Below are 22,695 nucleotides of genomic sequence, written 5' to 3'. Positions count from 1 at the left end.
TGTTGTGCCGGGCATCACTGTCTGTAGATTAGGTCCAGGCGTTTTCCGATCCAACTGGTCAATTACGAAGCAACAATTCGAATTTCCCGAAGATCGATTCGATCCGCACGAACATCAGGACTCCGACTTAATCAGCACGCGGAAATCCTGTGCTTGACGGCCATTCACACGATGACGCGCGACTCGCGCAAGGCGTCCAGTTCCCCGCTGCTGAATCCCCAGTCCCGCAGCGCTTCCTCCGTGTGCTCGCCGGGCTTCGCCGGCGCGCGCTGAATCGCGCCGGGCGTGCGGCTGAAGCGCGGCGTCGGCGCGGGCTGCACGACGCCATCGCGCTCGACGAAGGTGCCGCGCGCGCGCAGGTGAGGATGCGTGGGCGCTTCCGTCATCGAAAGCACCGGCGCGAAGCACACCTCGCGGCCCTCGGCCAGCGCGCACCATTCGTCGCGCGTGCGCGTGCGGAAGATAGCGGCGAACTTCTCGTGCACCTCGGGCCAGCGCGAGGTGTCGTGCTGATCGGGCATGTCCGCAACGGACAGCCCCAGGATCTCCAGCGTATTGCGCCAGAAGCGCGCCTCGTTCGAGCCCACGCTGAGCCAGCGTCCGTCCTTCGTCTCGTAGACGTTGTACCAGGGCGCGCCCGAATCGAGCCGGTTGCTGGCGCGCTGGTCCTTCCAGTAGCCGCTCGCGAGCAGCCCGTAGCACAGCGTCATCAGCGAGGCCGAGCCGTCGACCATCGCGGCATCGACCACCTGGCCCTGGCCCGAGCGGCGGCTCTCCAGGATCGCCGATACCACGCCTAGCGCGAGATAAAGCGAGCCGCCGCCAAAGTCGCCAGCGAGATTCAGCGGAATGGCGGGCGGCCCTGCGGCGGGACCGATGGCGTGCAGCACACCCGTGAGCGAGATGTAGTTGATGTCGTGCCCCGGCGCCTGGGCGAGCGGGCCGTCCTGCCCCCAGCCCGTCATGCGCCCGTAGACCAGCGCGGGATTCGCGGCGAGGCAGGCCTCGGGGCCGAGGCCCAGTTTCTCGGCCACGCCCGGGCGAAAACCTTCGACCAGCGCATCGGCCTTTGCGACCAGCTTCAGGACGGCGGCGGCGGCATCGGGACGCTTCAGGTCGAATGCCGCGCTGCGGCGGCCGCGATTGAGCAGGTTCAGGCGCGGGTCGCCCGGCACGCCGCCGTCGTAGCCGGGCGGGCGGTCGATGCGGATCACGTCGGCGCCGAGGTCCGATAGCAGCATGCAGCAGAACGGCACCGGTCCGACCCCGCCTAGTTCGACGATCCGGATGCCGGCCAGCGGGCCCTGGGCTTCACACTGCGTTTCGTGCATGGTCAGAGGTCTCCAGACAAGGGCAGTTCAGCTTACTGTGCGTGCCGCTTGCGACCAATCGCGAAAAATCGAAGCGCAGCTTCGATGCGGCCGAATCGGGCCGGCACGGCCACGCCATGGCCGCGCTTCCAGATTCCGGAACGAAGCGCAGCGCAACGTGGACGCCCCGCGCGGCGCGGGCACATAGTGTTTGAGTCCCGAAGGGCCCAGCGCGCCGCGCCGCAGCAAGCCGGATCCGATCCGTGCCGCCGCGCGCCTCGTTCCCTCACGACACACAACACCGACACTGGAGACACGCATGCCCAACGCCCCCATGAGCGCGCAGCACGATGCGCCGCTACAACGCTACGAACACCTGTACATCGACGGCGAATGGGTCAGCCCCATCGACGGTGAGCTCGTCGAGAGCATCGATCCGGCCACCGGCAAGCCGTGGGCCATCGCGCCGATGGGCGGCCGCGCCGACATCGACCGCGCCGTGGCAGCCGCGCGCGCCGCGTTCGACGGCCCGTGGCGGCGCATGCCCGGCCACGAGCGGGCCGCACTGCTGCGCCGTTTCGCCGATCTCTTCAGCGCCGCAATCCCCGAGCTAGCGGTGATCGAATCGCGCGACAACGGCAATCTCGTGCGCGAGCATCGCGCGAGCCTCACGGCCCAGGTGCAGTGGTATCAATGGTTCGCCTCGCTCGCCGACAAGGCGCAGGGCACGACGATTCCCGTCGACGAAAGCGTGCATGCCTTCACCACGCGCGTGCCGATTGGCGTGGTGGGCGCGATCATTCCGTGGAATGCCCCGCTGCTCGCCACCTGTCTGAAGATTGGCGCGGCCCTCGCGGCGGGCTGCACGGTGGTGGTGAAGCCCGCCGAGCAGACGCCCATTTCGGCGCTGGTGCTCGCCCGCCTGATGCACGAGGCCGGCATCCCGCGCGGCGTCTTCAACGTGGTGCCCGGGTTCGGGCACACGGCGGGCGCGCAGCTTGTCCAGCATCCGGATGTCAACAAGGTCTCGTTCACGGGCTCGACCCAGACGGCGAAGCAGATGGTCCGCGACGGGGCCGACAACCTCAAGCGCTTCACGTTCGAGCTGGGCGGCAAGGCCCCGCATATCATCTTTGCCGACGCCGATCTCGAGAACGCGATCAACGCCGCAACGGCGTCCGCCTGGCGGCTCACGGGGCAAAGCTGCGCACTCGGCTCGCGCGTGCTGGTCGAGCGGCCCGTGTACGAGCGCGTGGTGGAGGCGTTCTGCACGCGGGCGCGTGCCGTGCGCGTCGGCCTGCCTTCGGTCGACACGAATCACATGGGCCCGCAGGCGCACGAAGCGCAACTGGAGAAGACGCTGTCGTACATCGCATTCGGCAAGGAGGATGGCGCCGAGCTCGTCGCCGGTGGGCACCGCATCGCGACGCCGGAGCTCGCCTCCGGCTACTTCGTCGAGCCCACCGTCTTCGCGGGCGTGCACAACGACATGCGCATCGCGCGCGACGAGATCTTCGGGCCGGTCGCCTCGCTGATTCCGTTCGACGGCGAGGACGAGGCCATCGCCATCGCGAACGACTCGGCATACGGCCTCACGGCGGGACTGTGGACGCGCGACGTGGGACGCGCCCACCGTGTCTCGAACCGCATCGAAGCGGGCATGGTCTGGGTCAACACCTACTCGTTCCTGCGCTGGTCCACGCCGTATGGCGGCTTCAAATCGAGCGGCTGGGGCCGCGAGAACGGCATCGATGCGCTCGACCCGTACCTCGAGACCCGCACGACCGTCATCAGCACAAGCGGGCAGTTCCCGAATCTTTACGCGAGCTGAGCGCCACGGCCGGCGGCGGTGCCGTACACGACGGCGCGCCCGCCGCCTCGGCCCCGAGCGGCGCTTTCCCGAACGGCTCCTTCCCGAGCGGCTCCTTCCCGAGCGGCTCTTTCCCGAGCGGCTCGATCGTCCCCTTGTCGATCGAATACCAGCGCTGGCAGATCAGGTCGGCGAACTTGGCGTTCTGCTCGGCGATCAGCATCGCCATGCCGTCCGCGCGCAGCCGCTCGATCGCCTTCGCGAGCCGCAGCACGACAACGGGGGCGAGCCCTTCGCTGGGCTCGTCGAGCAACAACAGGCGCGGCTCGAGCATCAGCGCGCGTGCGATCGCGACCATCTGGCGCTCGCCGCCGGACAGCTTCCCGGCGTAGCGCAGCCGCAGCTTGTGCAACTCCGGGAAAAGATCGAACACGCCTTCGAGCCGGCCCGGCGCGGGCGTCTTCACGCCGATCGTCAGGTTCTCCGCGACCGTGAGCGACCTGAACAGGCGCCCGCCGCTGGGCACGAGCGCGAGGCCCGCGGCCACGCGCCGGCTCGGCGCGAGCGCGGCGATGTCCACACCGTCCAGCACGATGCGCCCCGCGCCCGGCATGACGAGCCCCGCCACCGACGAGATGAAGGTCGTCTTGCCGGCGCCGTTACGCCCGATCAGTCCGACGACCTCGCCGTGCCCGACCGCTATCGCGCCGTCGCGTATCACCTTCACGCGGCCATACCCCGCTTCCAGTCCCTCGACGCGCAGGGCCTGGTCAGATCGCCTCTCCAAAATAGGCCTCCTTGACGCGTTCGTCCGCGCGCACGGTATCCGGCGTGCCGTCGATCAGCACGCTCCCGGCCACCAGCACCATCACGCGGGTCGCAAACGAAAAAACGATATCCATGTCGTGCTCGACGAACACCATCGGCATCTGCTCTTGCGCGGCGATCGCGTGGATCAGGCTCAGGCAGTCGCGCGACTCGTCGCGCCCCATGCCGGCCGTTGGCTCATCGAGCAGCAGCAGGCGCGGGCCCGTCGACAACGCCACGGCCAGTTCGAGCTTGCGCTGGTCGCCGTACGACAGCTCGCCGGAGAGCACCTCGCGCTTGCCCGCGAGCCCCACCTTCTCGAGCAGCACGTTCGCCTCGTCCCGGTTCGTCCGCGTGGCCGGGCGCAACAGGTTCCACGCACGCCCCTGCGCCAGCATTAGCCCGATCTGCACGTTTTCGAGCGCGGTGTAGCCGGGAAACACGCTGCTCACCTGGAACGAGCGTCCGATGCCGTGCTTCGCGCGCCGCCACGGCGGCTGCCGCGTGACGGGCGCGCCGAACACGCGCACTTCGCCGCTATCGGGCAGCTTGCGGCCGGTGAGCAGGTCGAAGAGCGTGCTCTTGCCCGCGCCGTTGGGACCGATGATCGCCACGGCCTCGGCCGCGCCAATGGAAAACGACACGCCATCGACAGCCGTGAAGCCCCCGAACGACTTGACGAGGTTCGACGCCTGCAGCGCCAGTTCGACGTGCTCTTTCATGGTTGCCCCTCGACGCCGCGCTGCGGCGAAGCCACCGCTGCGGGCGCGCAGCGCCTTGCCCGCAGCGGTGCGGCCAGCAGCGCCACGAGCTTCGGCGCGATCCCTTCGGGAAAGACCAGCGCGCAGAAGATCACGAGCGCGCCCACCACGAGGTCCGCATTCGCGGAGTGGACCTGCACGTACGCGCGTGGAATCTCCAGCACCAGCGTGCCCAGCACCGGCCCGAGAAAGACCGAGCGGCCGCCCAGCGCGATCATCATAAGCAGCATCGCGCTCGTGACCCACGAGAACAGATGGGGATCCACGCTGCCTTCCACGCCCGCCAGCACGGCGCCGAACAGCGCGCCGAACGCGCCAGCGATCACGAAGGCAGCCAGCTCGAAGCGCCTGGGATTGCCGCCGAGCGACGCGACGCGGTCGGCGTTCTCGCGCACGGCGCCGAGCATCGCGCCGAACGGCGACGAGACGATCTTCAGGAGTACGACACAGGCTGCAACGGTGACGATAACCGCGAAGCGAAACTGCGCCGGACCGCTGGCGAGCCAGTCGGGCAAGGTCACGCCCACGAGCCCGTCGTCGCCGCCCGTGAGGTTATAGCTCGACACCACGAACACGAATGCGACCTGGCCGATGGCCAGCGTCAGCAGGCCGAAGAACAGATGCCGCGCACGCAGCGAAATCAGCGCGCTCAGCAACGACACCGGCACGGACAGGACGATCGCGAGCGCCATCCCGCTCCAGTACGAAAGGCCGTAGCGGATCGTCCCGATCGCGACCACGTAGGCGCCGAGCCCGAAGAAGAGCCCCTGCCCGAGCGACAGCAGACCCGTGGTGCCCACGAGCAGGTTCAGGCTCATCGCCGTGCCGGCCAGGATCACGAAGCGCGTCACTTCGGGCAGGTAGGCCGCCGAGATCGCGTACGGCAGCAGGCATAGCGCGCCGGCCGCGAGCAACGCCGCCAGCGCGGCCTTTGCGGTGATTCGCTTCATGTCACGCTCTCCCCGTTATCGTGCGCAGGCCTGTTGGCTTGATCATCAGCACGACCACCATCACGGCGAAGATCACGATCTCGCTGCCATGGTCGAGCACCATCGTCGAAAGCGCTTCGGCTACGCCAATCAGCAGGGCCGCCGTGAGCGTGCCCCAGATCGCCCCGAGGCCGCCGACCACGATCACCGCGAACGCGATCACCACGATCTGCACGTCCATGCCCGTGTTGATCGCGCCGCGCGGCACGGCCACCACGCCCGCGATGCCGGCCAGCAAGGCGGCCACGCCCATCACGATGGTGCGCAGCCGCTTGACGTCCACGCCCACCGCTTCGAGCATCTGCGGATCGTCCACCGCAGCGCGGATCAGCCGGCCCGTGCGGCTTCTCGCGAGCAGCAGCCACAAGAACACGGCGACCGCGCCCGTCACGGCCAGCACCGCGAGCTGATAGCTGGCGAGCCGCACGCCGCCGAGTTCGACGAAGCCCGATAGCTGCGCAGGCACCGGCATCGAGAGCGGCTCGGTGCCGAACACGATGCGGGCGATGTTGTTCAAGAGCAGCATGAGCCCGAACGAGACGAGCAGTTGCCCCCACATCCCCGCGGCATAGACGCGGCGAAACAGCGACAGCTCGAGTGCCGAAGCGCACAGCGCGACCACTACGGGCACGGCGAGGATCGCGACGACGAACCCGGCTCCTGGACCCAGCAGCTTGATGCAGGTTGCGCCGGCGAACGCCGCGAGCATGAAAAACGAGCCGTGCGCGAGGTTGACGACGCCCATCGCGCCCCACAGCAGCGTGAGCCCCGATGCCACAAGAAAATACAGGCCGCCGTTCGCGACGCCGGCGAGGAGCTGCGCTCCCAGTAGTTGCCAGTTCATTGACTGTGCTCCTCAAGATCTCCGTGTTGCGGCCGTTTTCGCCCTGTCGTTGTAATGGCTCAGGCGCGCCGCTGTAATGGCTCCTGTTGGCGTTCAACGATTCATGCGCGCCTCCTGCTCGAGCCGCTCGCGATGCTCGGGATGAGCGATGGCAATCATGCGCGGGACGCGTTGCGCGAGCGACAGGCCGCGCAGATCCGCCACGCCGTACTCGGTGACGATCACGCAGGCATCGCTGCGCGGTACGGTCACGGGCCCCGAGACGCGCGCGACGATGCGGCTGTGCGCGCCCGCCGTCGATGGCAGCGCGACGACCGGCACGCCGCCGCGGCTCGACTGCGCCGCGCGCAGAAAATCGCCTACGCCGCCCACGGCGCCCACATAGGTGCCCGCGACCATTTCGGCATTCACCTGGCCGCTCAGATCGACCTCTACCGCCGAGTTGATCGCGACAAAGCGCTCGATCCTGCCAAGCACGTTGGGGTTGTGCGTGTATTCCGTGCCGCGCAGCTCGAGCGCGGCGTTGCGGTGCGCGAAGCGGCGGATGCGTTCCGAGCCGATGATCACGCCGCCCACCGTGATGCCGGCGTCAATGGTCTTTCTCGCATTCGTGACGACACCCGCCTCGCACAGCGCCGCGAAGCCATCGCCGATGCTGCCCGTGTGCACGCCCAGATCGCGGCGATCGCGCAGTTGCGCCAGCACGGCATCGGGAATCGCGCCAATCCCCGTCTGCAGCGTCGCGCCGTCTTCCACGAGGGCCGCGACGTGCCGACCGATGGCCCGCTCGATCTCGCCCGGCGCCGCAGCGGGGGGATCGGCGAATGGCGCGTCGGATGCCACGAGCAGATCGATATCGGATGCCTGAAGCCACGGGCCGCCATAGGTCCACGGCACCTCCCGATGCACTTCCGCGATGATCACGCGCGCATGCTTGAGCGCTTCGACGAGGTATTCGCGCGCGAGGCCGAGGCTGTAGCGCCCCTGTTCGTCGGGCGGCGAGACCTGCAGCATCACGACGTCGATACGCAACGCGCCACTGCCAATCAGCGCCGGCAATTGCGAGTAGTGCGCGGGAAGAATGTCGAGCACGCCTGCGCGCGCGAGCTTGCGATTCGTGCCGCTGCCGCAGTACGCGAGAAAATCGAATGCGTCCGCGTGCTCCGGCGCGAGCACATCGGCGAGGCCGATGCCGAGAAAGAGCCGGATGCGCCGCAGCCGGTCGCGCTGCGCCACCAGCGCGCGCATGAGCGTGACCGGCTCCGCGTGGGACTGCCCCCACATCACCGTGTCGCTGGGGCGGATCAGGCCGCACAGATCGGGAACGTGGGTCGTGGAAGGCGACGCGCCAGCGGATTCCCTGGCTTTCAAAGGCAAAAATTCTTCGTGTTTCATGCAAACAGGAAATGAGGGGATCGAGGCACAACGCTCTACTACACAGGATTCCGAATTATCGCGATGGATGCCACGCGATTTCACGACGACTACATCATCCGCCTATGCAAGCGGATCACACGGCGCGCATCGTCAGACGGCGCGGCAACGGCGGAAAGACGCGCCATGCGCCGTCGTCATGGCGGAAGAAGCAGATGGCGATATCGCCGCACGGTGTGCGCGCCTCCACCCGGACACAGCGGCCACACACATTCCGCAACGGGCGAACCCGGAACGGCACCGCGTGGCTGGGCATCAGCCAACGCTCCACGACCTCGCGCAACGACATTCGAACCGTTTCCATCCACGTCTCCCTGCTCTCCACTACCCTGCCACGACTGCGGGCTTCTTGATGGGCTCATCGTGCGATTCGTTGGCCGCCACCGTCAACGCTGTCCGTGCTGCCGTTCCGTACTTTGAACGCAGCAGCAGCCGGGTTCCCACATTTCGCCAATCCGCTCCGTGCCTGCGCGCTCAGACGTCCGCGTAAGCCATAGGCGACGGCGCGCGCTCCCGAATCTGCGCGACGACCACGGCCGCCAGCACCGCCGGCACCGCGAACGCGTAGAAGCTCCACTGCGGCCCCAGCTTCGCGCCGATCACCCAACTGCCGACCAGCGGCCCCAGAATCGAGCCGATACGGCCCAGGCCCTGCACGACGCCGATGGCCGAGGCCCGGCACGAGGCGGGGAATGAGGCGGCGACAAAGCCATAGCTGAGCGTGGCGGAGCCCACCGAGCCCAGTCCCGCGCCGAACACGCCGAGCATCAGCCACACGTAGGCGGGCTTCTGGCTCAGCACGAGCAAGGACAGCCCGCAGATGAGCAAGAACGGAATGAGGACTTTCCTCGGTCCCAACCGGTCGGCAAGCCACGCGCCGAACAGATTGCCCGACACCGCGCCGAACTGCATCACCAGCAAAAACTGCAGCGAGGAACCCAGCGGATAGCCGGCCTTGCGCATCAAGAGCGGCAGCCACACATTGAGGCCATAGATGACCAGTTGCACGCAGAAGGCCATCAGCGCGAACAGCAGCACCGCCGCGCGCCACTGCGACGACATCATGAGTCTCAACCCCCGCACGCGAGGGCTGGCCGAATGCGCAAGATGCGTGCGCTGCTCCTCTTGCAAAGCCTGATCGAAGTCGACGGCATAGCGGGACGCCAGTGCGCGCGCTTCATCCGTGCGGCCGCGATCGACGAGGTAATTGACCGACTCCGGCAGGAGGAAAAACATCGCCGGCAGAATCAGCGCGTAGAGCGCACCCAGTGCGTAGAGCATGCGCCATCCGTGGCTTTCGAGCAGCGCGATGGCGAGCAGCGCACAGATCACGCCGCCGATGGGGTAGCCGGTGAGCGCGAGCGCGTTGTATAGCTGCCGGCGATTGCGGGGCGCGTATTCGATGCTCAGCGCCACGGAAGACGGCACCACGCCGCCCAGCCCCACGCCGGTCACGAACCGTGCCACGCCAAAGGCGAACGGCGAGTGCGCGAGGGCACAAAAGAGCGCCCCCACGGAAAACCACAGCACGCCGAGCATGATGAGCCAGCGACGGCCGATCCGGTCCGCGAGCGGCCCGGCACCCACGAGGCCGACCATCAGCCCCGCCAAGGTCCAGCTTCCGATCATGCCGACGCCGTTCGCATCGAGTCCCCAGCCGGGTTCCGCCAACAGGCGCGGAACGGTCGCGCCATAGACGATCAGATCGTAGCCGTCCACGGCAATGGTCATGAAGCACAGTAGCACTACTAATAAACGTCTTGCGGTTTGTGCAGATGAATCGTTCATGTCGTCTCCTTACCTTGCACGGTCATGCTGGCCGTGCTGGCTTTATGGTTGTGGGTCGGCCCACTATAGGGAGACGAAATCGACCGACCAAGTGGCGGATTTCGAAGCCGTGCTTTCCAGATTTCGAATTGCGCGTCGAAGGCGCGCGGAACCGGCCATCCGCGGAAGAAACCCGCTATGAATCCGTCAATTGCGCAATGAGCGCCTTCGCGGCGGCGCTCGGCGGTTCGCCACGTTTCGTTCCTATGCAGAGCCGGCGAAGCGCCCACGGCTCGTCGAGCGCCACGATAGCCACCTTGTTGACGTCCTCGCTGGGCAGCATGCTTTCCGGCTGGATCATCACGCCCAGCCCTGCCTTGACGAGGCTTCGCGCCGCCTCGATGGTGCTTACCCGGTATTTGACGCGTAGTTCGCTGCCGAGCAGGCTCGCGGCATTGCGCAACTGGGTCATCATCGACGTGTGCGGCGCAATGCCGATCAGGTTCTCTTCGAGCAAGTCCCGCGTCGTCACGCTCGCGCGCCCGGCCAGCGCGTGGGTGCGCGGCACGACGGCAACGAGCCTGTCGGTACGGAATTCCACGATATCCAGCGCTTCGCTGCGAATGTCGTCCGTCGCGTAGAACAGTGCCACATCGGCTTTGCCAGACGTTGCGGCGCTCACGACATTCGCATTCGCGTCCTCCTGCAACTCGATCTCGACGAGGGGAAAGTCCCGCGCGAATTCGGCGATCTCGCGCGCGAGAAAATGCACGATGATCGTGCTGGTGCTGCTGATGACGACGTGGCCCCGTACGCCCTCGGAGAATTCCACCATCTCGCGGCGCATGACGTCCAGATTCGCGAATAGCAGACGCACGTGACGCGCGAGGACCTCGCCGGCGGGCGTCGGGATCATGCCGCCCGGCAGGCGGTCGAACAGGTCGACGCCCACGACCTCCTCCAGCTCCTGTAACCGGCGGGTCGCAGCAGACGGCGTGATGTTTTCCCGCAGCGCCGCGCGCCGCATCTGCTGCTCCTCCACTACCGTGAGAAACAGCCTCAGCGTGAACAGATCGACGCGCCGCGTCAGATTGTGAACACTCAGCACCGTCATGGCGACTCTCCGATCTAACCGCCCGGTCCGCTGGCCGGCCGGATGCACCTGCGATACCCGGCCGGGCTCCGACCACCGTCCATTGGCGTGCCGTGCAAGCCATCATGGCATCGGGACATTCAGATCACCTGCTGCTCTTCGAGATCGCCAATGTCCTTTCCGCTCATGCCGAGCCATTCGCGCAGAATGTCTGCATTATGCTCGCCCAACCGTGGCGGCAGCTTCGCTTCGGGCTCCGCGACATCGGACATTTTCACCGGATTGCCCGCGACCTGAATCGCGCCCCAGACCGGGTCATCGAGCGTCATCATCATCCTGCGCGCCGCGACGTGCGGACATTCGAACAGATCGGGCACGTCATTGACGGTCGAGCACGGCACGCCGGCCGCACGCAATGCATCGAGCGCCGCCTCGCGCGTCTTCTCGCCCAGCCAGGCGTCGATCTCGACATTGAGCGCATCGAGGTGGCGCTTGCGCGCCATGCCGTCCTCGAAGCGGGGATCATCGGTCAGCCCGGGCCGGCCGATCGCAACGGCGAAGCGCTTCCAGATGTGCTCGCCGAGCACCGCGATGACGATGTAGCCGTCCTTGGCGCGGTACGTGCCGAACGGCGCCGTCACCGCATGCACGCCGGGCGGCGACGTGCGCTTCGTCGCGGAGTACATGGCAACGGAGATCTCGTTGAGCATCAGCGAGGCATCGTACATCGCGATGTCGACCTTCTTTCCTTTGCCCGTCTTTTCGCGGTGCAGCAGGGCGAGCACCACGCCGTAGAGCGCGAGAATGCCGCATTCGATATCGGCCAGCGAGAAGCCCAGGTACGTGGGCCGGTCTCCGGTTCGATCCGGCCGGTACATCAGTCCGCTCATCGCTTGCCCGACGATATCGAACGCCGGGAAGCCGCTGAACGGGCTCGGCAGGATATCGTCATGGCCGAAGCCCGAGATCGCCTAATAAATCAGGCGCGGATTGAGGGCGCTCAGATCCGCATAGCCGAGCCCCAGCCTGTCCATCACGTTCGGCCGCAGGTTCTCGATCACCACGTCGGCCTCGGCCGCCAGCGCCTCGAAGATGCGCTTGCCCTCCGGATGCTTGAGATCGAGGGTCATGCTCTTCTTGTTGCGGTTCGTTCGAAGGAACGCGAGGCCGCTAGGCTTACCGTCCACGCCAGGCTTGACGGGACTCGTACTGCGCGAAAAGTCGCCGCCTTCGCGTGTTTCGATCTTCACGACTTCGGCGCCGGCGTCGGCCAGCCACATCGTGGCGAATGGCGCCGCGATGAAATTCTCGACCGTCAGCACGCGTACACCCGCTAACGGGCGTGCATCGCGCGGATCGTGGGATACGGCTTCCATGTCTGCTCCTCGGCAATGTGTGAACGGCCTTCGCCGGGCGCGGGCCGTGACAGCCAATGCTAGGTGCGCCTGCGTGTGGCTTCAATTGCCGATTCGCCAAGGCGGCGTTGCGGTTTCGCGAACCACATGCGCGTTCGCGAGCGATCAATCTGCACATCGAAAATCGGCAATCGCATTCACCGGGACGACTTCGTACCATGGATTCAGGCGGCACACGGCGATCCTCCCGGGTCGCCCGATCCCGCTCGTCAACACACTAAAGGCGATTACCCATGAACAGTCTCGAAGGAAAAGTGGCGATCGTCACCGGCGGCACAGGTGGCATCGGCAAAGGCATCGCCGCGCAGCTCGCGGCACGCGGCGCGACGGTCGTCATCAGCGGGAGAAACGCGGAAAGGGCCGCTACCGTGCTCGCGGCGTTGCGTCAGGCCGGCGCCACCGCGGACTTTCTTGCGGGCGACGTGCGCTCGAAGGCCGACATGGAGGCGCTGGCGGAGCAAACCGCTCGCCGCTACGGCGGCATCGACATCGTCGTGGCGAACGCCGGTGGCAACGACGACGAGGCGCGCGCGCCCGAGGTGCGCGGCCCCTTCGCCAGCATCGACCTCGCGCGCGTTGCCGGGGTTGTCGCCGAAAACACGCTCGCCAAGCTGTTTCCCGTCCAGGCCGCGCTCCCCTACCTGCGCACGCGCGGCTCGGGCAGCGTCATCTTCGTGACCTCCGAGGGCGGCCGCGTGCCGACGCCGGGACAAACCGCCGTCTCGACCTTCGCCGGTGGCTTGATCCGCGCGAGCAAGGTCATCGCAAGTGAACTGGCCCGCGACAGGATCCGGGTGAATTGCGTCTGCGTGACCGTCGTGCGCGACAGTCCATCATGGGAGGCGGTATTCGGCGAGGATAGCAGGGTATCGGAGCATCATCGCAAGCAGTACGAAAAGATTGTCGCCGGCTGCCCGCTCGGTGTCGCCGCACCGTCCGATATCGGCCGTGTCGTGGCATTCCTCGCGTCCGACGATTCGGCCTATCTCACCGGCGCGTCGATCAGTCCGACAGGTGGGCTGACCCTGCATTGATCGCGGGCGGCACGACGGCCGCTCTCGAAGCGAGCCATCGTGCCAACCCACGCCTCATCGTCAGGCGTCCCGACTAGAACTTGTGGAGAATGCCTACCCCACCGCCAACCGTCGTGCCTGGCGCCCCCTGCAGCGCGCCGTCCACGTCGAGACCGAGCGTGGACCGGCCGTGGTTATTGGTCACGCCAACCTGCGCGTACAAGGACGTGCGCCGCGACAGCGAGTACTGCGTGCCCAGCGCGACGAGCAGCCCATGCGTGCCCGAGTCATGCGGATCCCTCAGGTACCAGACGCCCGAATTGACGTCGAGCGCCGGCGTAACGAAGTAATCAAAGCCGAGGTTCCAGACGTCGTGATTGCCGCCGCCCACCAGACCATTGAGCGTGGTCTCGGGCGCCTTGTAGTTGGTGAACGAGCCCTTCACCGTAAAGGACGAGATGCTGTAGCCGAGACCAAAGGTCTTGGCGATGAGCGGCACCTCGAACAGCGTGTTGTTCAAGGCCGTCTCGTTGCCCGCGCTCGCATCGTAGACCGCCGCGTTGACCAGCACCCCGGCGCCCTGGAATTTCAGACTGGCGGAATACTGGCGCCCCGCGTTGAAATCGCCGGGCACGCCGCCGAGCGCGTACATGAGGCTTGCGGTAAACCCTGCCACCTTCGGCGAGGTATAGCTCACAGCGTTCGAGACGAACGTCCCGGTGAACGTATTGTTGGCGTATACGGAGATGTTGCTGCCGAATTGCGCCATGCTGCGCGGGTCGGACTCATAGAGCGCGAGAATGAACGGCGAGAACTGCAAGCCGGCCTTCAATTCCCCTACGTTGCTGACGAGCGAGATCCACGCCTGGCGGCCGAACAGGCCGCCGTTGGTATTGTCGAAGCCGCCGTTGGCGAGACTGATCCCGCTTTCCAGCTTGAACTTCACCTTCAGGCCGCCGCCCAGATCCTCCTGCCCGGTCAAGCCGAACACGGAAGGCTCCAGCCCGCTGCTGATCATCGCGAACTGCTTGCCGCCGTTCTGCCCCGTTGCCGGGTTGTACGACTTGTTCGTGTAGATCAGGCCCGCATCGAGCACGCCGTACAGTGTCACGCTCGACTGCGCCCACACGGTGACCGGCAACGACGACACTGCCACCAGCACGGCAATTCGCTTGACTGCGAACCTGAATGCGCCGTACGAACTCATGTCTGCCTCCTTGATATCGAAATCGTTTTGTTTTTTTCGTCCACGCCATGGCAGGGGAAAGACCCGCGATCCGGTAGCTTCCGGTTCCATGACGATCGCTCCAAACCCGTAGTACGGGAGCACAAGCCGTTTCAGTCTGGTGTTGAACCTCCGCTCAAATCGCGCACGAACGCCCGCCTTGCAGGCTTTGTGCAATATCAAATATGAATAGGATGCCGAATCAAATAATCGGGAAGATGTCGCTGGTTTTACGGGCTCGGCATTCAGGACCGGGAGTGCGAATGTCCTGGCCTGCCTCGTTTGCGTCGATTAGAGCAATCGGAAATGCGAGGGTCAACGAGGGCCGGCGAAACGTTCCGTACTTTGGAGGATCGGGTGGGAAGCTAGAGGGGGCAGTCGGAGGCGACGGTGGTCAGGTGCAGCGACGGTTGCTGGGCTCAGCTTTCCGGGTTCAGGTCCCAATGCTGAAGGGGAGCCGTGGCCTCATCTGGCACCGACGATCCGGGCCAAGGTTTCTTCCAGCAGACTTCGATCCGCCGCACGCTTGGCTTCGGTGCGCTGCGCCAGATTGTGCAGCTTGCGCCGCACGGCCGGCAAATCGGCCGCATGCGGAAGTCCAATTAGATCGAAGTCCGGCCGCTGATCCTCAACGGAACGCAGGAACGCACATGACGACTCATCGAGCCAACCAGCCACACGCGCAAGCAGGCGCTCATGAATGTTCAGCAAGACTTCGACTTCGACAGGCTCGGCTGTCATGCCCTTAAAGTGCGCCTCGAAGGTTGTTGCGAAATCTGCAGGTACGCGTGGCGCCAGCATCTCCCAGGCGGGCTTGGGGCTGCAGGTCAGGTAGACAAAAAGTCCGCCAGAGCACCTGATCGGCCCGCTCGTCTTCCAGTAGCAAGCCGACATCGAAAAGGTCGCGCGGATGCTGCCTCGACAACGCCGCAGCCAGCTTGCCGGCATAGAGGTCGGCGAAGTTCAGCATCTGCGCCGACGCGAAGCCAAACGCCTCCTCGACCCTCGGGCGCACCACCATGTTCCGCGCCGGATGCACCGTGCCGCGCATAACGGGCGTCGTCTCGATCTGCACGCGCGAACGGCCGCGACTGGCCACCAGCCGCGTGACACTCCCGCGCTCGCCTGCCGACAACTGGACCTGCAACTGCAGCGGGCGAACGCGCAATACATCGGCCAGTCGCCCGAGCGCTTGCGCGATCAACTTCGCGTCTTCGTCATAGTCATGCACCGGCAACCATGCCAAGTCGATGTCCACCGACAAGCGCGGCAGATCAGCTCGAACAGGTTGATAGCCGTGCCGCCCTTGAGCGCGAAGCGCGGCTCCTGCGCCAGCATCGGCAGGATCTCGACCAGCATCCGCACGCGGTCGGTATAGCGCCGCTCCCAATGGTCAAACCAGGTGTTCATCGAGGTCTCTCGGCAAGGTAATCTGGTAGGTCGGGTGCAGGCGCCCGCCAGGCACCAACGCGCGCTTTCCCCGGCCCAGATCGACGCCATCCAGCGGTGTGTGCGGCAGCCACGCATGCCGGTGGCGCTCCGCCAGCGCCAGGAACAGCCGTTTGGCCTTGATGCTGCGGCAATGGCGCAGCAGCAGGCCGACCCGCTGTGGCCGCAAGGTAGTCATGGCTTGCATCAGCGCATCGGCCTCGTAGACCAACGTGGCGTCCGCGACACTGTCGCATAGTTCCAGCATGGCCCGCTCGGACGTAGAGCAAATCAAGGCATCGTTGCCCGGCGCAGCCCGATGCCAGTCCAGCCCTTGCTCGGACAGCGTCTTCGCGGACATCTCCGCGGCGAACGCCACGGGCGGAAAATCGAACGGCCCCCTGCCCAGGAACTCGAAACGCTGCTCCAACGGCAGCTTGCGGAGCCAACCCGGTGGCCGCTGCGGCCCATACAGCGTGATGGTTCCTGCCTCGCCCAGACGCAGATAGTGCTCGTGCCCCAGCAGGCTCAGTGCGAAGCGACCACCGACATGCAGCGGCTTCCCCTCCCCAAGCTGCAAGCTGCGAACCACGCCCTCCCACTGCAGGCGGCCGCCCTTGCGCATGTAGACGCCGCGTACCGGCGACACCAGCCAGCCGCTGCTCACATAGCGCGCGGCGAGGCTGCTGGAGTAGCCGTGTGCCCGCAGCCAGCGACTCGATATCAGACGCGTATCGCCCAGTTCGGCCAGCAGCAGGTTCAATTTTCCTGCATTTTGATCACTCATAGTGTGCAAAATACAGTTTTTTTAAACCGTTGCCAAGCCAAAGCGGTTTAAATAAAACGAAAAAAGATCACTCAGAGTGATCTTTTTTCAAGAACGGCAAACCGGGCGTCGCCGAGCCGCAAGCGCTATCAGCCCGCTTGGCGGCTGTCCGGCTGCGCTGCTCGAGCGGCCTCTCCAGCGCGGGGGACTTGCCTTCGGCGCTGACCTTCCCGGCGTCGAAGCGTCCCCTCAGGACGCGCTTTCACACCCGCTCAGTCGTAAAGCACCGCGGCGATCTTCGGATCGGTCATATTCGTCTTGTCGTACCAGTAAAAACCCGTGTCGACTTTCTTGGGCAGCTTCTCGCCCTTGAGCGCCTTCACCGCGGAATCGACGACGCACTTGCCAATGCCAACCGGGTTCTGCGTGATCGCGCCTGCCATCAGGCCAGAGTTGATGTCGTCCTTTTGCTCCTTGCCGGAGTCATACCCAATCAGCACCAGCTTCTTGCCCGATTCCTTGACGCCAATCGCCGCGCCTTCCGCCGAACCTTCATTGGCGCCAAAAATGCCCTTGATGTTCGGATTGGCCTGAATCATCGCCTTGGCAATTTCCGCCGACTTCAGGTGGTCGCCGCCGCCGTACTGCACGGAAACGATCTTGATGCCCGGGTGCTTCGTCTTCATCTCGTTGAGAAAGCCGTCACGGCGATCGATGCCGGTGCGGCTCGTCTGGTCGTGCACGATCACGCCGACTTCGCCTGAATCGCCAATCATCTCCGCCATCTTGTCGGCGGCTAGTGCGGCGGCGGCCAGGTTATCCGTTGCGCACGTCGTCAGCGGAATGTTGCTGTCGACGCCCGAGTCGAATGCGATCACGGGTATCTTCTCGGCCTGCGCGCGCTTGAGCAGCGGAATGGCCGCCTTGCTGTCGAGCGCGGCAATACCGAGCGCCTGTGGCTTCTTGGCGAGCGCGGCCGAGAGCATGTCGATCTGTTTGTCGACCATGGCCTCCGTTTCCGGACCTTCGAAGGTGATCCTGACGTTGTGTTCCTTCGCCGACTGCTCCGCGCCCGCTTTCACCGCTTGCCAGAATTGATGCTGGAAGCCCTTCGAGATGAGCGGAATGTAGGGTTCTTCGGCATACGTCGAACCGGTCACCCCGACTAGCGCGCCGACTCCGATCACGACACCAATGAGTTTTCTTTTCAACATGGGGTTTCTCCTCCAGAGGTGGACCATCAGCTTCTCTTGCGCCGCAAGATATCCGCATAGACAGCGAGGATGATGATGAGGCCCGTCACCACGATCTGCCACTCTTGCGCAACCGACATGATGCGCAAGCCGTTGGTCAGCACGCTCATGATGAAAGCACCGATGATAGTGCCGAGTATCGTGCCCGAGCCCCCGCTCAACGACGTGCCGCCGATCACGACGGCCGCGATGGCTTCCAGTTCGTATCCCTGGCCAAGCGCCGGTTGCGCCGAGTTCAGACGCGAAGCGATAAGCAGTCCTGCAATGCCGCAAATCGAGCCACCGAGCGCGTAAATCGCGATCTTCCAGCGGTCGACATTGACGCCGGAAAGGCGCACGGCCTCTTCATTGCTGCCCAGCGCGAACGTGTAGCGGCCGAGCGCCGTGCGGTTGAGCGTGATCGAACTGACGATGGCGAGCAGGAACAGGATCAGCACCGCGTTCGGCACGGGCACGCTCGGCAGGAAGTAACCGATCAGCGAATCCTGCGAGATCATGTAGAAGTTTTCGGTGTCGGTGAAATAGATGGGCTTGTCGGCCGAGACCACGAGCGACAGCCCCTTGAGCAGCAGCATCATGCCCAGCGTGGCGATGAACGGCGGGATCTTCATTTTTGCCGTCAGCGTGCCCGAAATGGATCCGCACAGCGCGCCCGTTCCAATCGCGGCGAGCACGCCGGTCCACATCGGCAGATGCCAATAGCTGAGAAACACGCCGCAAATTACGGCCGTGAAGGTCATCAACGTGCCGACTGAGAGATCGATGCCGCCCGTGATGATGACGAAGGTGCTGGCAATGGCCAGCACGCCGTTGACGGCCGTCGCCTGCAGGATGCCGAGGATGTTGTCGATCTGCATGAACGCCGGCGACGCGAAGCTGAAAAAGATCAGCATCAGGATCAGGCTGGCGAACGCGAGCAGCTTTTGCAGCGCAGTTGGCGAGAAAATGCGCGCCCTGAAGCCGGACGGCCGTTTCTGGTTGGACAGCGCCGCAGTATCCGATTGCAATGTCATGGATTCAACCTCTCGAGGCTCGTGCCACTTTCTTGCCGCTTTCATGCTGTTTGCAAGACTTCGCGCTGCGTCGCGAGATGCATGATGCGCTCCTGCGTCGCCTCGCTAGCGGAGAGTTCGCCTGTGATGCGGCCTTCGCACATCACGACGATCCGGTCGCTCATGCGCAGAATCTCCGGCAGCTCCGATGAAATCATCACGATCGCCTTGCCCTGCTCGGCGAGCGCGCGCAATAGCTTGTAGATCTCGCTCTTCGCGCCGACATCGATGCCGCGCGTCGGCTCGTCGAAGAAGAGCACATCGCAATCGCGCTCGAGCCACTTCGCAATGACGATCTTCTGCTGGTTGCCGCCGGACAGCAGCCGGACCGGTTGCGTCGCGGAGGGCGTGCGGATGGCCAGCAGATTGATGAAATTCGACGCGGTCTTGCGTATCTGCATGCGACGCAAAAACAGTCGCAGCGACAGGAATTTGCCGAGGTTGGACATCACGATATTCGATTCGACGTCCATGCCAGTCGCCAGTCCAAAGCGCTTGCGGTCCTCGGAGAGATAGCCGATGCTGCGCGCGACGGCGTCGCTCGGCTTTCTGATCGGCGCCTTCACGCCTTTCACGAAGATCTCGCCCGATTCGATCGGGTCCGCACCGAACACGGCGCGCGCGACCTCGGTGCGGCCGGCGCCCATCAGTCCGGCAAAGCCCAGTATCTCGCCTTTGTGCAGCGTGAAGCTCACGTCCCTGACGAGCGGACCGGCGGTCAAATGCTTCACTTCGAGCGCGATCTCGCCCTTGTGCGCCGGCCCCTGCCATGGCGAGATGTCGGCAAGCGTTCTGCCGACCATCATGCCGATGATGGCCTGCACGCTCGTATCGGCGGTGGGGACGGTGGCCACGTATTCGCCGTCGCGCAACACGGTCACGCGATCGGAGATCTGCTTGAGCTCATCCATCTTGTGCGAGATGTAGATGATCCCGACACCGCGCGCCTTCAACTGGCGAATGATGCGAAAGAGCTCGGCAATTTCCGCGTCGTTGAGCGCGGAGGTTGGCTCGTCCATGATCAGCACGCGCGAATCGAACGACAAGGCCTTGGCGATCTCCACCATCTGCTGGCTCGCGACCGTGAGCGTGCCGACCACGGTGCGCGGGTCGAGATGGACGTGCATGCGCTCGAGAATCGCGCGCGCCAGTCCATTGAGCTTGTCTTCGTCGAGGAACAGGCGCAGACGCCCGCGCGGCTCGCGACCGATGAACATGTTCTGCGCGACGGTCAAATGATTCATCAGCTGGAGTTCCTGATGAATGATGCCGATACCCGCGGCCTGGGCCTCACGCGGGCTCGCGAACGCAACGGGCTGACCGTCATAGAGAATTTCGCCGGAATCGCGGCTGTACACGCCGGCGAGAATCTTCATCAGCGTCGACTTGCCCGCGCCGTTTTCTCCCATCAGCGCATGCACCTCGCCCGCCGCGAGTTCGAATTGCACTTCGTGAAGCGCTCTCACACCGGGAAAGCTTTTGCTGAGCTTGTTGACGGAAATGAGCGGAGTCATGGGCGTTTCTTGTGAAGCAGCACGAACGTGGTTGAACCACTGGCATTGCCTGACGTGAGCCTAAGGCGCGAAAAGATCAGGCCGTTCTTTCGCGGACCGCTGCAACTCCGCGACCACCTGGTCGAGATGGTCGTGCATGGCCTGTGCCGCCGCGTCGGCGTTGCCGGTGCGAACGGCATTGAAGATCCGTTCGTGCTCGTCGAGCGTGTGCACGAGCCGTTCGGGACTCGCCAGCAATTGCCTTGCGCGATCGAGCGCGTTACGCGATACCGCGACGATCTCTTTCACTCGCGGCAGGTTCACCGCATCGAGCATGATTTCGTGAAAGGCCAGATCGAGCACATGAAACTCGAGACGCTGCCCATTCCCGGCCACCTTGCGCTGCGCTTCGAGATTGCTGGCCAGTGCATCGATCGTGGCCCGGTCCTGCATGCGCGCGACGCCGCGTACCGTTTCGACTTCGAGTGCGCTGCGGATAAACAAATGCTGGCGAATATCGTCGAGCGCGATCGGTTTGACACGCGTGCCGCGCTGCGGCAACACCTCGACGAGCCCCGCATGAGCGAGCCTCGCCAGCGCGGCGGAAACCGGAAAGCGCGATACGCCCATCCGGTCACAGACCGCCATCTTGTCGATCATCATTCCCGGTTCCAGCGCGAGCGTCACGATGGCTTCTCTCAACGCCTGCTCAACCGCGTCGGTCAGGCTGACGCGTTCGCCGTCCTTGATCTTTTGCAGTGCGACATAAGGATTGCCGGCGGCATTCGCTGCATCGTATGAAGAGCTCACGGCGCGCTTGATTTCCAGAAGACATGCTAGCATGCTAGGTAGCGAATCTAGTGTTGTCAACGCGTGCTAACGCCTGGTTCCCCGCTGGGAGTTCAGATGACCACCATCACAAGCCTCACCGTTCGCGATATCCGCTTTCCCACATCGCGTTCACTCGATGGCTCCGACGCGATGAATGCCGCGCCGGACTACTCCGCCGCTTACGTCACGCTCGAAACCGATTCTCCAGATAAATTCGTGGGCCACGGCCTCACGTTCACGATCGGGCGCGGCAATGAGATTTGCGTCACGGCCGTCAACGCGCTGGCGCCGCTCATCGTTGGCAAACGTCTCGAAGACATCACTGCGAATATGGGCGCGTTCTGGCGCGCATTCACATCGGACAGCCAGTTGCGCTGGATCGGCCCGGACAAAGGCGCGATTCATCTGGCGACGGCCGCGGTCGTGAATGCGGTGTGGGACCTGTGGGCGAAGTCGGTTGGCAAGCCGGTGTGGAAACTGCTCGCGGACATGAGCCCCGAAGAGCTCGTGCGCTGCCTGGACTTCCGCTATGTGACGGATGCGCTTACGCCTTACGAGGCGTTGGCCATGCTGCATCGCCACGCGAAGACCAAGGGCGAGCGCGAAAGGGAGATGCTCGCGCAGGGCTATCCCGCCTATACGACCTCGGCGGGCTGGCTGGGCTACGACGACGAGAAAATCCGGCGCCTCGCGCGCGAGGGCGTCGCGCTGGGCTGGACGCATTTCAAGCAGAAAGTCGGCGCCAATATCGAAGAGGACGTGCGGCGTGCGCGCATTTTGCGCGAGGAAATTGGCGAGAACCTGAAGCTGATGATGGACGCCAACCAGGTGTGGGATGTTGACGAAGCGATTGCAAACATGCGGCGGCTGGCGGAATTCGATCCGTGGTGGATCGAGGAGCCCACGAGTCCCGACGATATTCTCGGGCATGCGGCGATTCGGCGGCGGCTGGGGTCGATTGGTGTTGCGACCGGTGAGCATTGTCATAATCGCGTGATGTTCAAGCAGTTGTTGCAGGCGCAGGCGATTGACTTTTGTCAGGTGGATGCCTGTCGGTTAGGTGGACTTAACGAAGTCATTGTCGTGCTGCTGATGGCGGCGAAGTTTGGGGTGCCGGTTTGCCCGCATGCGGGTGGTGTGGGGTTGTGTGAGTATGTGCAGCATATTTCGCTGTTTGATTATCTCTGTGTGTCGGGGTCGCTGGAGAACCGGGTGCTTGAGTATGTCGATCATTTGCATGAGCATTTTGTGGAGCCTGTTGTGATTCGGAATGGGCGGTATATGCCGCCTTTGCAGCCTGGGTATAGTGTTGAGATGAAGGCTGAGTCGCTTCAGAAGTATGTTTTTCCTGAAGGACAGGCCTGGCTGTCGATTTGATTTTTTTGGTAGTCCTGCGGGCGTTGG

18 protein-coding genes and 2 pseudogenes are annotated in these 22,695 nt (G+C 64.6%); 3 read left to right on the top strand and 17 right to left on the bottom strand.

Going from position 1 to position 22,695, the window contains the following annotated elements:
- Positions 1–164 precede the first annotated feature (164 nt).
- On the bottom strand, positions 165–1,331 hold the full coding sequence (locus tag BO1_RS34300) for a CaiB/BaiF CoA transferase family protein (protein WP_028221432.1): 1,167 nt from the start codon (positions 1,329–1,331) through the stop codon (positions 165–167).
- Between the two features lie 298 nt (positions 1,332–1,629).
- Between BO1_RS34300 and BO1_RS34295 the strand changes: the two genes are divergently transcribed.
- On the top strand, positions 1,630–3,141 hold the full coding sequence (locus BO1_RS34295) for an aldehyde dehydrogenase (RefSeq protein WP_084688424.1): 1,512 nt from the start codon (positions 1,630–1,632) through the stop codon (positions 3,139–3,141).
- On the opposite strand, the gene BO1_RS53905 is transcribed toward BO1_RS34295, so the two are convergent.
- From BO1_RS53905 to BO1_RS53900, 9 genes and pseudogenes are all read right to left on the bottom strand, one after another.
- On the bottom strand, positions 3,101–3,907 hold the full coding sequence (locus BO1_RS53905; RefSeq protein WP_052409707.1) for an ABC transporter ATP-binding protein: 807 nt from the start codon (positions 3,905–3,907) through the stop codon (positions 3,101–3,103). The genes BO1_RS34295 and BO1_RS53905 overlap by 41 nt on opposite strands.
- Positions 3,891–4,649 (bottom strand): ABC transporter ATP-binding protein, encoded by a 759-nt coding sequence (locus BO1_RS34285; protein WP_043287752.1) that lies wholly within the window; start codon positions 4,647–4,649, stop codon positions 3,891–3,893. Before BO1_RS34285 ends, BO1_RS53905 begins: the two co-directional genes overlap by 17 nt.
- Entirely contained in the window at positions 4,646–5,638 is a 993-nt protein-coding gene (locus BO1_RS34280; protein ID WP_028221429.1) for a branched-chain amino acid ABC transporter permease, read from the bottom strand. The genes BO1_RS34285 and BO1_RS34280 overlap by 4 nt, the downstream gene beginning before the upstream one ends.
- A gap of 1 nt (position 5,639) precedes the next feature.
- Entirely contained in the window at positions 5,640–6,521 is an 882-nt protein-coding gene (locus tag BO1_RS34275; protein WP_028221428.1) for a branched-chain amino acid ABC transporter permease, read from the bottom strand.
- Positions 6,522–6,614: 93 nt separating this feature from the next.
- On the bottom strand, positions 6,615–7,805 hold the full coding sequence (locus tag BO1_RS34270; protein WP_043287766.1) for an acetyl-CoA hydrolase/transferase family protein: 1,191 nt from the start codon (positions 7,803–7,805) through the stop codon (positions 6,615–6,617).
- A gap of 226 nt (positions 7,806–8,031) precedes the next feature.
- Positions 8,032–8,244 (bottom strand): hypothetical protein, encoded by a 213-nt coding sequence (locus BO1_RS34265; protein ID WP_245643977.1) that lies wholly within the window; start codon positions 8,242–8,244, stop codon positions 8,032–8,034.
- A gap of 185 nt (positions 8,245–8,429) precedes the next feature.
- Entirely contained in the window at positions 8,430–9,743 is a 1,314-nt protein-coding gene (locus tag BO1_RS34260) for an MFS transporter (protein WP_028221425.1), read from the bottom strand.
- Positions 9,744–9,918: 175 nt separating this feature from the next.
- Positions 9,919–10,836 (bottom strand): LysR family transcriptional regulator, encoded by a 918-nt coding sequence (locus tag BO1_RS34255; RefSeq protein WP_028221424.1) that lies wholly within the window; start codon positions 10,834–10,836, stop codon positions 9,919–9,921.
- Between the two features lie 119 nt (positions 10,837–10,955).
- A pseudogene (locus BO1_RS53900) lies at positions 10,956–12,191 on the bottom strand (CaiB/BaiF CoA transferase family protein).
- Positions 12,192–12,463: 272 nt separating this feature from the next.
- Here BO1_RS53900 and BO1_RS34245 point away from each other — a divergent pair.
- On the top strand, positions 12,464–13,264 hold the full coding sequence (locus BO1_RS34245; RefSeq protein ID WP_028221423.1) for an SDR family NAD(P)-dependent oxidoreductase: 801 nt from the start codon (positions 12,464–12,466) through the stop codon (positions 13,262–13,264).
- Positions 13,265–13,337: 73 nt separating this feature from the next.
- Here the strand turns inward: BO1_RS34245 and BO1_RS34240 are convergent, their stop codons facing one another.
- The 7 genes and pseudogenes from BO1_RS34240 to BO1_RS34210 all read right to left on the bottom strand — a co-directional run bounded on the left by BO1_RS34240 (position 13,338) and on the right by BO1_RS34210 (position 21,303).
- Positions 13,338–14,450: a porin gene (locus tag BO1_RS34240; RefSeq protein WP_063744735.1), complete on the bottom strand. Its 1,113-nt coding sequence runs from the start codon at positions 14,448–14,450 to the stop codon at positions 13,338–13,340.
- A gap of 483 nt (positions 14,451–14,933) precedes the next feature.
- Positions 14,934–15,878: pseudogene (locus BO1_RS61905) on the bottom strand (nucleotidyl transferase AbiEii/AbiGii toxin family protein).
- Positions 15,862–16,683, bottom strand: coding sequence for a type IV toxin-antitoxin system AbiEi family antitoxin domain-containing protein (locus BO1_RS34230; RefSeq protein WP_028221421.1), 822 nt, complete (start codon positions 16,681–16,683; stop codon positions 15,862–15,864). Before BO1_RS34230 ends, BO1_RS61905 begins: the two are co-directional and overlap by 17 nt.
- Before the next feature lie 251 nt (positions 16,684–16,934).
- Entirely contained in the window at positions 16,935–17,876 is a 942-nt protein-coding gene (locus tag BO1_RS34225) for an ABC transporter substrate-binding protein (RefSeq protein WP_028221420.1), read from the bottom strand.
- Positions 17,877–17,902: 26 nt separating this feature from the next.
- Positions 17,903–18,928 carry an ABC transporter permease gene (locus BO1_RS34220; protein WP_028221419.1) on the bottom strand — a complete coding sequence of 342 codons (1,026 nt, stop codon included), beginning with the start codon at positions 18,926–18,928 and terminating at the stop codon, positions 17,903–17,905.
- 41 nt (positions 18,929–18,969) lie between these two features.
- Positions 18,970–20,481 (bottom strand): sugar ABC transporter ATP-binding protein, encoded by a 1,512-nt coding sequence (locus tag BO1_RS34215; RefSeq protein ID WP_028221418.1) that lies wholly within the window; start codon positions 20,479–20,481, stop codon positions 18,970–18,972.
- 60 nt (positions 20,482–20,541) lie between these two features.
- Positions 20,542–21,303: a GntR family transcriptional regulator gene (locus BO1_RS34210; RefSeq protein WP_028221417.1), complete on the bottom strand. Its 762-nt coding sequence runs from the start codon at positions 21,301–21,303 to the stop codon at positions 20,542–20,544.
- A gap of 63 nt (positions 21,304–21,366) precedes the next feature.
- Here BO1_RS34210 and BO1_RS34205 point away from each other — a divergent pair, with 63 nt between their 5' ends.
- Positions 21,367–22,668, top strand: coding sequence for an L-fuconate dehydratase (locus BO1_RS34205; RefSeq protein ID WP_028221416.1), 1,302 nt, complete (start codon positions 21,367–21,369; stop codon positions 22,666–22,668).
- Positions 22,669–22,695 lie beyond the last annotated feature (27 nt).

It is taken from the genome of Paraburkholderia oxyphila NBRC 105797, assembly GCF_000685075.1.
Lineage (GTDB): Bacteria > Pseudomonadota > Gammaproteobacteria > Burkholderiales > Burkholderiaceae > Paraburkholderia > Paraburkholderia oxyphila.
This window is presented reverse-complemented; position numbering and strand designations above follow the sequence as displayed.